Raw genomic sequence first — 13,257 nt, forward strand, 5'->3', positions numbered from 1 at the left:
GTTTATTTTCTCCAAATCATAATGAAGAGGAAAACAACAACAAAAAGAGATTTGTATTCACATAAACAGCATAAGCATCTGCGAAAAAAAACGTAACTTTATAACTGATTGTCTGCATGTTACAAAACACTAGAAATAATTAACTTTCAGTAAATGCAATAAATAGTTATACTTAAATGTTATCTATCCGGATACAAACACATTCGTTTGATGTTTGTCTTAAAACCTATAAATAATATGAAAAAAATACTATTAACTATTATACTAACCGGTGCTGTTTTACAGGGATATGCGCAGAAGGAAATGAATGGCAAATACAAACCCATTGATTCGAAAAATGTTGAATTAAAAGACGTACCGCCACCAACAGAAACTCCGTTAAATCCTGATCTTCCGCTGCCAAAAGAGCCTACCGTTTTAAAAATCAATCCGGAAGATTTGTATAAAAACAACAGTCTGTACAAACCCGAAGCCAATGTGGAAGGGATTTTTTACAGAAGAAATGAATATTTGGGAGGTTTTGTCACCAATACAGCTGTGTCTACTATTCGTTATCGCGATGCTGCTTTTGTCGATGGCGATAAAATACGAGTATACCTGAATGATAAAGTAATTGAACCCGAAGTAAGTTTAAACGGAGATTATCAGGGTTTTAAAATTACCTTGGTAAAAGGAATGAACAAAATTGACTTTGAAGCTTTAAACGAAGGTTCTGCTTCACCTAATACCGCTGAATTTCAAGTTTATGACGACAAAGGAAAAGTGATTGAAGCAAGTCAATGGAATGTGGGAAAAGGTTACAAAGCAACTATTATCCTGTATAAAGAATAAAGTTTTCTTCACAAATAAATATTCTTTCTTTAGGTTTTACGACCATAAAGTAAAAGTCTTTTAAAAGAATAAATAGCGGGAAGTTTGGGAAAACTTTCCGCTATTCTTTTTTTATAGGTTTCGATAAAAAGTGCCTTCTCCTCTCCTTCCAGTCTTTCTGTATACGGAATCAAAGCCGATCCCGAGATGAAATTAAAAAGTGTTTCATGATCTTTAGCTATAATTGGATATACCTTTTGCTGCATCTGAAGGTCTTCCAATCCGCCATCAAACAGAATTTGTGCGTACTCATCGATACTTAAAACCGGGGATTCTCTTTTAAATCCTTTTAAGAAAGAAACGAAAGGCTCTTCCTGTACCAGCTCTAAAAGGATTTTATTGAGCTTGTTTTCGGGCTGAACCGGCATTTGTACAGCAAATTGTCCTTTCGGATTTAACTGTTGCAGCAATCTGGTAAATAATATCTCATGATTGTCCGACCATTGTAAAGCTGCATTACTAAAAATCAGATCCCATTTTTCGTCCGATTCTATTGTTTTTTCTGTGGTCGCTTTTCTGAAATGCAAACGATCCGTTTCTAAAGACTTCGACTGTTCCAGCATTTCCGGCGAAGAATCGACTCCCAAAAAGTACGCTTCTTCAAATTGATTAGACAGAATCGCCGTTTGTTCTCCCGTGCCGCAACCCAAATCAATGGCTTTCATTCCTTTTACTTGCTGAATAAAACCGGTCAAATCATAAAATGGCTGATAACGAATATTTTTAAACTTATTATAAATTTCGGGATTCCAGGGCATTGCTTACTTATTTTATAATCCGTTCTGATTGAAAAAAAACCACAATCAGGACAGATTTAGGTTACTAAAGACTAAGATACAAAATTATTCAAGGTAGATATAACAATAAAAACAGACATTACAATGCGTATTTATACGGCTTTTAGTAAAAGTGTGTCGTTCTGTAGTAGATTGCCTTTTATTAAAAAAAGAAACAAACCGAACAGGTTTTAAAAAACTGTACAATTTGTTAGAAAAATGCTGATAATAAATACTCCTTTCTAATAAGTGACTAATTTTAAATGATACTAATACGCTCTCCTTTACAAAAGAGTACGTTTTTAATTTTTTATGTTTTTCTTTAATCTTAAAGCATCATCTTCAAATTATCTAATTATCACTTTTGACTTCATTACTCAAAACACGTAAAAACATAAATTTTATACTATCGAATATCCAAACATTGCTTGCGGTTTCCACAGCAGAAACACAATGCAAAATACCTGACTAATACAGCCCGCAGTTGAAACTTACAATCATACTTTACTCTTTTTTCTATAAAAAATGCCCCCAAATAGTGTCTAACTATTTGGGGGCAGTTCATTAAAATTTGTCGGGTTTACCTACATTTTAATATCTTTCTACAGTACCTCCATAAATTTTAGATAAGGAGTCATCAATTTTTTATCAAAAACAGGTGGCGTTAAATTCGAATCCGATAAAAAATATCTTGTATTACTTCTGTCATAATAATAGGTGTTTTCATAAGCCTCAACCAAAGATTTTCCTTCATGTACATCTTCGGTAAACAAACTCAGTAAAGGATAGATTGGTAAACTATTATCATATTTCCATTGGCTCAGCCACTTATGATACTCCATCCCTTCTAAATCTGTAGCATAATATTCGTTCATTTTAGCACAAAAATCGGTCAGGGATACATCATTTTCGGCCAAAGGAGACAGATGGAAATTTAAACCAACAGCTTCCTTCTTTTTACTGATATGTGTGATGGCTTTACACATATAATCTACTGTTGTAAGCTCATCTTTTAATCCCATTACCAGAGGAAAAGATTTGAGTTTAACGCAGCTTCTGATTAATGCTCCCCACCATTGATTCATTACTGTTGCTCCCGAGGTGCTGTGACATACGGCAAAACCGAGTCTGAAATTAATAATTGGCAGCCCCTTTGCCTTTGCTTTTTCGGCAATACTTTCCATAACCCATTTACTTTTAATGTATCCCAAATCGCGAGAAACAGCGGCCATATTCTGATCGATTGCATCATCTTCGTACATCCATGTTTTTTGGGTAAAAGACCTTCCCCAACTAAAAACGCCCATTGAAGATAAAAGTACCAGATATTTTACCTTTTCTTTTACGGCAAGATCAATTATATTATGCAAACCGTCTATGTTTGATTTTTTAATTACAGCATAAGGCTGTACATAACTTACAGAACTTCCGGAATGATAAATAACTTCAATTTGTCGCGCAATAAAAGAATAATCACCCACAGTCATTCCAAACTGAGGCAATGACAAATCCCCCACTATAGCAACAACCCGATCGTTATAGAAGGGAAGCCATGGCAATTTAAATTTATCAAATGTGTTTTTAATTCTTTCCAATCCGCTTTCAGGAGACGAAGCCCGTACCAGGCAATATATTTCAGCGACGGTTTTATTCAAAAGTTCTTCTAACAAATGTGATCCAATAAAGCCGGTAACTCCCGTTAAAAAAATACGTTTCGGATTAGTCAGCAGCGCAGCATCCGGTATTTCCTTTATATCAAAATCAATATGCAATTCCGAGTCGCTAATTAATTCATCAATCATCAACCCGGCTCTTTCTTTTTGAGAAATTTCGATTTCCTGAAATCTTTTCTCCACTTCTTGTACAAAGGTAGAAACAGTCTTAAAAATATAAAGCTCCGGTAGACTAATGCAATTTTTAACGGGTTCAGGAAGCAATACATGAAGCTGTGCCAGAAGTAATGAATGTCCGCCCAACTCAAAGAAGTCGTCATCATCATCAATCTCTTCTATGGTAAGTAAATCTTTCCAGATGTCTTTTACAATTTCGGGAAGATTGGCTGTCTCTCGTTTAGGAACTGCTTTGTTTTGAGATTGATTTTCCGGAATTTCCAATAATAATCTATCAATTTTTCCGGCATGTGTCAGCGGCATTTTATCGATCACAATAATCTTATCAGGCAACATATATACCGGCATAAGCTGTTGTAGTTTTGCTCTTATATGTTGCAGGGATTGTATTTCGTCATCGTGTGCGGTCATCAATTGTATAAAAGCAATCAGAGCCGGAAGACCATTTTCCTTCCGATGAACTTTTATGGCCGCCTTAGAGATCTGTGGGAGCTTTGTCATATGGTGTTCAATTTCACCCAGTTCAATTCGGTAGCCTCTAATTTTAACCTGATCGTCTTTTCGTCCGTAAAACTCCAAATTTCCATCTGGTCTTTTCAGAACTAAATCCCCCGTTTTGTAGATTATTCGTTTTTGCCCTAAATCATTTCTAAGCCATTCAGGGGCTTTAATAAATACATTTTTTGTGTCGTCCGGGCGGTTCAGGTAACCTAAGGCCAGTTGCGGCCCACCAATATATAGTTCTCCAACCGAGCCGTCTGCTATCGGTTTTAAATCTCTGTCGAGAATAAATAAATGAGCCAGTGGCATCGCAGCTCCAATAATTCGGGGATTGGTCTCTTCCTTAAATTCGTAATTCGTAACAGCAACAGTGGCTTCCGTAGGCCCATAACTATTAATAAGCCGAATTTTTTTGTACCAGGATTTAACAGTAGCCTCACTACCGGCCTCACCTCCTATAGCGATCGTTTTTAGGTTTCCGATAGGCTTGTTTACAGGCAATGAAGCCAGTACCATAGGTGGCAGCAATGGAATAGTATCGATATTTTGACTGACTATAAAATCTAAAAGAGGTTCGCCAACAATTTTGTTATTGGGATACAAATAGACCGTTGCACCTTTAATTAATGGGGTCCAGATGTCAATAATTGCGGCATCAAAACTTGGAGAAGCAAATTGCAGTGTTGTGCTTGCTGCAGACAATCGCAAGAGATCCGATTGATATTCAACAAAATTATAAAAAGACTCATGACCAATACTAACTCCCTTAGGTAATCCGGTACTACCCGAAGTATATATAATATAAGCGGGGCTTTCGGGTGCAATTGAGATTTCAAAATCAGCTTTGGAACTCTTTTTGTAATCTTCATTTTGAAACAAAAAGTCCAGGGCAATACTTTCATTGGCATTGTTGTAAACTTTATTCAAATGCAGTTCCACCGTTAACATCATGTCTATTTTCGAATCTTCGATCATCATTTGTATACGAGACTCCGGTAACTCTCCGTCAATAGGAAGGTAAGCTGCACCCGTTTTTAAAATTGCTAAAAAAGCAATAATCCGATCAACCGATTGCGGAATACAAACACCCACAACCCCATTTTCTGCAATCCCTTGTTCTCTTAAATAATGAGCCAATTGATTCGTTTGTTCATTAAGTTCTTTATAGGTGATTTTTTCAATGTCGTCAATAATAGCTAATTTTTCGGGATACTTTTTAAAGATTTCTTCCATCTTCCTGACAATATTAATGGAAGATTCTTCTAAATTATTGTTCAAAAAATGACCTTGATTCTCCTTCGCAGTTGCATTCATTTCTTCGTTCATGGTGATTTCAATTTAGGGTTAAATTTAGGGGTAAATACGAATTGACTATAAAAATCTAAATAACAAACACTTACGTATTTTTAACATTTAAAAGCGGACAATAAATTTAACTTAAAAAAGTCTTACCTTTTACAATGAAATTATTAAATCGATGTTAACAAAAAACAAATTAAACAATTAATAATCAAAACATTAAAATATCTGTTTTTGTAAAAAAAGCTATTAAATCAGTGCTAATCTGAATCTGATGATCTACTTTCGGGAAATATAAACAGGCGGGATTTAAAACCCTATCAGGTTTATGGAATAGTAGCAATTTTATTGACCTAGATCAAACTTTTGTGTCTGAAACAAGTCTAGCTTTGCTGCTCTTTAATTCAAAAAACGCAACAAAAGATGATCAGCACATTATCCTATCCTTTAGAAAAATTTGGTTTAACCAGTGTCGAGCGTGTCGAAAATGCTTTACGACAACTGCGAAACGGAAAAGGAATTCTATTAACTGATGACGAAAATCGCGAAAACGAAGGCGATTTAATTTTTTCGGCACAACACATCAACGTACAAGACATGGCCATGATGATACGAGAGTGCAGCGGAATTGTTTGCCTTTGTCTGACCAATGAAAAAGCCGATCAGTTGGAATTACCCTATATGGTGAAAGAAAACACCAGTAGTTTTCAGACGCCTTTTACCATTACAATCGAAGCAAAAGTGGGTGTAACTACTGGAGTTTCAGCAGCAGATCGAATTACAACCATTAAAACTGCAATTGCACTAAATGCCAAACCCACAGATCTTGCAAAACCCGGGCATATCTTTCCCCTACGTGCCAAAAACAACGGCGTCCTTGAACGAAACGGACATACGGAAGGCAGTGTAGATCTAATGAAATTAGCAGGCCTCGAGCCGGAAGCCGTCCTGTGCGAATTAATGAACGAAGACGGAAGCATGGCTAAACTGGACAAAATCATTAGCTTTGCAGTACAACATGATTTGGTAGTACTTTCAATAGAAGATATTATCTACTATCGAAAATATGTAAAAGACTATGTTTAATTACTGATTGTTAATGGTTTGTTGTTGATAGTTGATAGTTAATTGTTTATACTCATTATCTAATAATCCAACAATCTAACAATCTAACAATCTAACAATCTAACAATCTAACAATCTAACAATCCAACAATCCAACAATCTAACAATCTAACAATCTAAAAATCTAATTATCTAATTAAAAAAATGCCCTACAAACAACTTGGTGCTTATATAAAAAGTCGTATTGCAGTTTCTGATCAAGACCTCAATACTATTTTGTCGCATTTTAAACCTTTGGATCGGGACAAAAACGACCTGTTGCTTTCGGCTGGGCAAACGAGTCAAAATAGTTATTTTGTAGATAAAGGCTGTTTGAGAATTTATTACATCAACGAAGAAGGAAAAGATGTCACCCGATACATTGCATTCGAGAATCAATTCGCCACGGCTTTGGTAAGTTTTATTACCAAAATGCCTTCGACAGAATACATACAGGTTATCGAGAAATCGGAGTTATTGTATATCAGTCATGAAGATTTCAATCATTTAATGGAGATTGTTCCTCAATGGAGGGAGTTTTATTGTTCGTATCTCGAAAAAGCCTATGTCAATAACACCAACAGACTCATGTCGTTTACCACTATGGGGGCTTTAGAAAGATACACCCAATTGCTCAAAATCAATCCAACAATTGTAAAACGATTGCCCAATAAAATTGTAGCTTCCTACATCAATATTTCGCAGGAAACACTAAGCAGACTGAAATCTAAGGTTTTAATTTAGCTCCCTGTCAATCTGTGAAGTGCGAAATCTTTTTAGTGAGATGTGAGATATTAATAGTCAGAGCCTCAGGATAAAGAGTGAAGAGTGAAGAGTAAAGAGTAAAGAGTAAAGAGTAAAGAGTGAAGAGTGAAGAATCTGCCATAAACAATTAACAATTAACAATCAACAATTAACCATCAACAATAAACCATTAACAATAAACCATTAACCATTAACAATGCACATCGATACCATTCTTGACAACATCTTTCAGCTTCCCGAGGGGTCCAAAAATGCACTAAAGCTTTGTATTAGTGAAATAAAATATCCTAAAGGACACATACTGTTAAATGCCGGAAAGGTTGAGTCTGCGCTCTATTTTATAAAAAAAGGAATTGTGCGGGCGTATGTGGATGAAAATGATAGTGAAGTTACGTTTTGGTTCGGAAAAGAAGGACAAACCGTTGTTTCGATGAAAAGTTATGTTGAGGAGCAAAAAGGTTATGAAACGATTGAACTTCTGGAGGACTGCGAACTCTACGAATTAAAAAAGGCGCATCTTCAGCAATTGTTTGATACCGATGTTCATATTGCCAATTGGGGCAGAAAATTTGCCGAACAGGAACTTGTTAAAACCGAAGAACGCCTCATTTCAAGGCAGTTTAGAAATGCCACTGATCGTTACCTGGAACTTATGAAATACCATCCCGAACTACTTCAAAGAATTCAATTGGGACATATTGCCTCCTATCTGGGTATCACGCAGGTTAGTCTGAGCAGAATCAGAGCTGATCTGAAATAAATTCATTTTTTATCATTTGTTAAATTTTTATTGCGGGAGTTAAAGGAACTTTGCGTCCTAAAATTTTAACAATTATGAACTGGATTATTCTAATTATTGCGGGACTGTTTGAAGTCTCTTTTGCAACTTGTCTCGGAAAAGCCAAAGAAGCCACCGGTACCGATGTTTATTTATGGTATACCAGCTTTTTTGTATCACTAACCATAAGCATGCTGTTACTGATTAAAGCCACTGAAACCTTGCCTATCGGAACGGCCTATGCGGTATGGACCGGAATTGGAGCCGTTGGAACGGTATTGATGGGGATTCTTATTTTTAAAGAGCCTGTAGACTTCTGGCGATTATTTTTTCTCTTTACTCTGGTAAGTTCTATTATTGGACTAAAAGCGGTATCACATTAATCAGACGATAACATTTACCATAGTTACTTCAAATTCAAATGTCAATTCAGGGAACGGAAATTTTATTCAGTACAAGCTGATTTTTTTTGCCCTTTTTCGTTCCCTGAAACGACAAAAGAGACCTAATCTGTCTTTTTACTTATAAGATTTATCCTTTTATTTTTTTTCTTTATTTTTTTAATGAAACAATGTTGCATTTACAAATAAGAATTCTATATTTGTACTTCATTGCTTTATTAGCTATGGATTCATTAGAATGAAAAAGAAATTTAAATTTATAAATCTTTTGATGCCGTTGGTGGTAGTATTTGCTATACTATTTCCGGCGATACATTCATATGAACATATACACAGTCACAGTTCCACTGCTAAAAAAGCCGTACTTTATCCTACCGATAAAAGTGAATTTAAAATGCAGGATCACTCAAACGAAGAGTGTGCTATTTGTCATTTCAAATTCAGTCCGGTCAGCACTTTTGACTTTGTAACTTTTCAGTTTTATAAAAATAGTACGCCAATTCCTTATGTACATTTTTATTCAAAATCGTTTGCTCCTTTTTTCAAAGGCTCTTTATTTGCCCTTCGTGCGCCTCCTATTGCCTAAAACGACAAAAGTAAATCATTTCAATTCTGAGATGATGTGCGGTTACGCGTTTTAGACACCCTCAATACCGAAAAAGTATTTCACTTTTTCACTACAGCGCTATTTTATGTCTTTTTCTATATTTAGAAAAGTACTTTGATCGATACTGATTGATACAATTATTCCTTTTAGGAATACCACTTTCGTACAACACTATTGTTTCAAAAGAACTTCGCTGTCGGTTGATTGTCTGAAACTGTACAATTCGATACCTGTAATTGGGTATTGAGATGGCTTCACTGCACCCCCTTTTACTTTTGTTTCCCAATTTCCTTCCCGATGAAAACAATGCTTTTTGCGGCCTAATCCTGTGCCCTAAAACTGCCATTTTCCTAGTATTATCAGGTTTGGAATACGCCTTTTGTAACCCACAATTTTCACATATGAATACCACAAAACTCAAACCAAACCGAATGAGAACTTCAAAAATGCTTTTGGCTTTTTTGGCGGCTGGCTTTACTTTCACAAGCTGTGACAGTGATAAAACCGAAATTGATACCGAATATCCTGTAATTGATGTTTCTGCCGCGAATGCGTTCCCGATACAATGCAGTACGATCACTCGCGGACAAAAAATTACTTTCAGAGCAAAGTTTTCAGACAACGCACAACTGGGATCTTATAGTCTGGACATTCACCACAATTTCGACCATCACAATCACAGTACCGAAGTAGCATCCTGCAACGAGGATCCTATCAAAAAACCGGTAAACCCGATGCTTTACATCAATTCGGTTACGATTCCTTCCGGGCAAAAGAGTTATGAAGCGGTCCAGGAAATCGAAATTCCACAAAACATTGATGCCGGAGATTATCATTTCCTGATTCGTTTAACGGATAAGGAAGGCTGGCAGACGATCAAAGGTTTGAGTATTAAAATATTATAAATTGATTTTGATGAACAACACTAAGTCAAGTCAATTGCGGACTTATTGCGTGCTGCTCTTTTGTTTTGTTTTGGTTACAAAAGTAGCAGCCCAATCCGTTCGTGTTTCCGGCACCGTATTTTCTAAGGATCAAAAACCTTTGGAAGGTGCTTTGGTTACGCTGTATCCGGCTCATATTAGTACTATAACCAATAAAAAAGGAGAGTATTTCCTAAATCAGGTTCCTAAAAACACAAAGCGATTAACGGTAACCTATTCCGGGTATGCTTCTTATGAAACGGCAATTGCTATAAGTCAAAACACAATTGTGCAGCCTGCTATTTTCTTAAAACCGGAAATACAGGAGTTATCAGAAGTTGTCATTAGTGAAGGTTATGAAGTACGTCGCAAAAAACAGGAATCCCTTAATCTTGAAATCGTAAACAGCAGCTTTATCCAACGTAATCTTGGCGGAAGCTTAATGCAGTCTTTGCAAAGACTTCCAGGTGTTAAGACCATTTCTATCGGTTCCGGTGGCTCAAAACCACTCATTCGCGGACTGAGTTTCAATCAGGTTATTGTAGTTGAAAACGGTATCAAACACGAAGGTCAGCAATGGGGAGCAGATCACGGTTTAGAAATCGATCAATATGCTGTAAACCGCGTGGCAATCATCAAAGGTCCATCATCGTTTATGTACGGTTCTGATGCCATTGGCGGCGCCATAAACATACAGCCTGTACCTTTTCCTATTCAACATGTTTTGGGCGGAACAGTTGATTTTACAGGCAAAAGCAATAACGAACAATTCGGGGGATCTGTCAATCTTTACGGTCGAAATGAAAAATGGTTCTTTGATTCCAGAATAACTGCTATGGATTACGGAGACTACCGCGTTCCCACTGATACGGTACAGGTGTACAATTATGCCGTTCCTTTATACAAAAACCACTTGCGCAACACGGCAGGACGTGAACTCGATGTACACGCCAGTACCGGTTATGTGACGGATCAACTCAAATCAGTTTTGTATTTCAGTAACATTTATACCAAAAGCGGCTTTTTTGCCAATGCACACGGACTCGAACCACGAAATGTAGACACCCAACTGCACGATCGTTCCAGCAGAGATATTTTAATGCCATTTCAGGAAGTTACACATACCAAAATCAGTAATACCACTTCCTTTTCGTTAGGTTCCCACCGTTTCGAAACGCAGTTGGGTTTCCAGAAAAACTTTCGTCGGGAATGGAGTCATTATGTCAATCACGGTTATATGCCACCCCTGTATCCTTCTGATAGGCATGCTCCGGAAGATCTGGAAAGACAATACGATAAAGAAGTATTCTCCGCTGCTTTTAAAGATGAGTTTTCCATCCGAAATCATCAATTTACCGCAGGAATTAATGCCGAACAGCAACAAAACAGCATTAACGGCTGGAGTTTTCTGATTCCTGCCTTTAAACAATTCAATGTCGGAGGATTTGTTTATGATAAAATTCAGCTTAACGAATTATGGCTGCTTCATGCCGCTGTACGACTCGATTATGGTAAAATCAAAATGAAACAATACACCGACTGGTTTCCAAGCGAAGTCACTGAAAACGATCAAACAACTTCTGAATATTTGAAACGTTCTGAAGACCTGACCCGTACTTTTCAGAGTTTCAATTGGTCTGCAGGCGTTAATTATTCACCGGGACAATGGTCCTTAAAAGCCAATCTTGGAACAAGTTTCAGAATGCCCATTGCTAAAGAACTGGCTTCAAATGGGGTAAATTATCATTATTTCAGATTTGAAAAAGGCAATCCCAATTTAGCAGCCGAACGTTCGTATCAATTGGATCTTGGTATGGAATGGAAGAATACTAAGTGGTCTTTTCAACTGAGTCCGTTCTTTAATTATTTCCCCAATTACATTTACCTCAATCCAACTTCGCAACATGATATTTATTACGGAGCCGGCAATCAGGTATTTGAATACGAGCAGAGTAAAGTTATGCGTTATGGCGGTGAATTACAGCTCCGTTATCAGTTTCTGGAAAATTTAAGCGGTGAAATTTTAGCAGAATATCTGTATAGCGAGCAAATGTCGGGAGATAAAAAAGGATACACACTACCCTTCTCTCCGCCCCCATCCGTTTTGTTTGGCATCACTTACAATCCAAAAATAAAAAGTTTAAAAGACACCTATTTCTCTCTTGATTATCGCTTTACTGCCGAGCAGCATCAGATTGTCCCACCTGAAAAGAAAACAGCAAGCAGTAACGTCTTTAACCTCGCCATGGGAACTAAACTAAAAGCCGGACAACAGGATTTTATCATTAGTCTTCAGGTTCAGAATCTGTTCAACACAAAATACCTCAATCACACCAGTTTCTACAGGTTAATAGAACTTCCTGAAGCTGGAAGAAACATTATTATATCGCTGAAAATTCCATTTTTAATACACCAATAAATACCCTATGAATTTAATTAATCAACCCAGTACCCTAATGAAAACGCTAAAACTAATACTGCTCTTTCTGGCTGTTAATCTGTCTTTTACAGCCTGTAGTAACGATGACGACAAAGAAGTTATAAAACCCAAAGCTGAAAATATTGAAATTGGTACCGCCAATAATAAAAAAGCCCTGATTGGCCGCGATTTTCACTTTAATGCCGACGTACTTGCCGGAGATAAAATTGCCGATGTACAGTTGAAAATCCTTCCCATAAAAGGTGAAACTTATAGCAAAGACTGGAAATTTGAACTGTCCTGGGCAGAATACAAAGGCGCGAAAAATACTAATGTACACAAACATTTCAATATTCCGGCTGATGCTCCGGAAGGCAAATTCGATTTCCTTTTTATTGTTACAGACGAAAACGGATCTAAACTCGAAATTAAAGAGGTCGTTACAATTACAGATCCTGCCAACTTGCCTGTCGATCCCGTAATTGGCCGCGATAATCTCTCCCGAAACGATAATCTGATTTACTATATGAATACCTGGGTTGAACCGGAGCTTATTTTCAAAAAGAATGATCTTCTGACTGCACATGCACAGGTAAGTCAAATTATGGGCGATGGAATTTTATATTCTGTTTTGATTAAAAAAAGTGCCAATTACAATCCAGAAAGTATTGACAAGCTCGATTTGAAGAAAGTTATTGTCATTTCAAAAGTCGAACATAAAGGTCTGGGGCCTGCTTCAAAAATTACTACCCTTCAAAAAATAAATGGTGTTTTGGGCGGTCAAAGCATCACTATTGGTGCAGCTACAGATTTCGAAGGAACTCCAATTACAGCTGACAAAGCCTGGCAATCCGGAACCTACAATTGGGTAATACTCTATAAAAACACTACACACAATATAAGCGTCTATAAATCGATGCCTATTACCATTAATTTTTAAAAATCAACTTTAATTACCTTTACC

Annotated in this window: 11 protein-coding genes; 9 read left to right on the plus strand and 2 right to left on the minus strand. The window is 36.8% G+C overall.

Translation table 11 applies throughout. From position 1 onward, the window contains the following. The first annotated feature begins 237 nt into the window (after positions 1–237). Complete coding sequence (locus JO950_RS05590) at positions 238–831, plus strand: hypothetical protein (RefSeq protein WP_202701714.1); 594 nt, start codon at positions 238–240, stop codon at positions 829–831. Positions 832–860: 29 nt separating this feature from the next. On the opposite strand, the gene JO950_RS05595 is transcribed toward JO950_RS05590, so the two are convergent. Both JO950_RS05595 and JO950_RS05600 read right to left on the minus strand, forming a co-directional pair. Beyond that, complete coding sequence (locus JO950_RS05595; RefSeq protein ID WP_202701715.1) at positions 861–1,628, minus strand: methyltransferase domain-containing protein; 768 nt, start codon at positions 1,626–1,628, stop codon at positions 861–863. Between the two features lie 620 nt (positions 1,629–2,248). Then, on the minus strand, positions 2,249–5,323 hold the full coding sequence (locus tag JO950_RS05600) for a non-ribosomal peptide synthetase (RefSeq protein ID WP_237732282.1): 3,075 nt from the start codon (positions 5,321–5,323) through the stop codon (positions 2,249–2,251). Between the two features lie 396 nt (positions 5,324–5,719). Here JO950_RS05600 and ribB point away from each other — a divergent pair, with 396 nt between their 5' ends. From ribB to JO950_RS05640, 8 genes are all read left to right on the plus strand, one after another. Beyond that, positions 5,720–6,382 (plus strand): 3,4-dihydroxy-2-butanone-4-phosphate synthase, encoded by a 663-nt coding sequence (ribB, locus tag JO950_RS05605; RefSeq protein ID WP_202701716.1) that lies wholly within the window; start codon positions 5,720–5,722, stop codon positions 6,380–6,382. A gap of 183 nt (positions 6,383–6,565) precedes the next feature. Further along, positions 6,566–7,144 (plus strand): Crp/Fnr family transcriptional regulator, encoded by a 579-nt coding sequence (locus JO950_RS05610; protein WP_202701717.1) that lies wholly within the window; start codon positions 6,566–6,568, stop codon positions 7,142–7,144. Positions 7,145–7,361: 217 nt separating this feature from the next. Then, a complete protein-coding gene (locus JO950_RS05615) occupies positions 7,362–7,925 on the plus strand; it encodes a Crp/Fnr family transcriptional regulator (RefSeq protein ID WP_202701719.1) in 564 nt (187 codons plus the stop codon). Positions 7,926–7,999: 74 nt separating this feature from the next. Beyond that, the gene (locus JO950_RS05620; RefSeq protein WP_202701721.1) at positions 8,000–8,326 is read left to right on the plus strand and encodes a multidrug efflux SMR transporter; all 327 of its coding nucleotides are present in this window, start codon (positions 8,000–8,002) and stop codon (positions 8,324–8,326) included. Positions 8,327–8,582: 256 nt separating this feature from the next. Then, entirely contained in the window at positions 8,583–8,930 is a 348-nt protein-coding gene (locus tag JO950_RS05625) for a hypothetical protein (RefSeq protein WP_202701723.1), read from the plus strand. 452 nt (positions 8,931–9,382) lie between these two features. Next, positions 9,383–9,856 (plus strand): DUF4625 domain-containing protein, encoded by a 474-nt coding sequence (locus JO950_RS05630; protein WP_237732283.1) that lies wholly within the window; start codon positions 9,383–9,385, stop codon positions 9,854–9,856. Between the two features lie 10 nt (positions 9,857–9,866). Then, positions 9,867–12,293, plus strand: coding sequence for a TonB-dependent receptor (locus JO950_RS05635; protein ID WP_237732284.1), 2,427 nt, complete (start codon positions 9,867–9,869; stop codon positions 12,291–12,293). A gap of 37 nt (positions 12,294–12,330) precedes the next feature. After that, entirely contained in the window at positions 12,331–13,233 is a 903-nt protein-coding gene (locus JO950_RS05640; protein WP_237732285.1) for a DUF4625 domain-containing protein, read from the plus strand. Positions 13,234–13,257: the final 24 nt, after the last annotated feature.

The sequence above is a fragment of the Flavobacterium sp. UGB4466 genome, from assembly GCF_903469665.1.
GTDB classification, from domain to species: domain Bacteria; phylum Bacteroidota; class Bacteroidia; order Flavobacteriales; family Flavobacteriaceae; genus Flavobacterium; species Flavobacterium lipolyticum.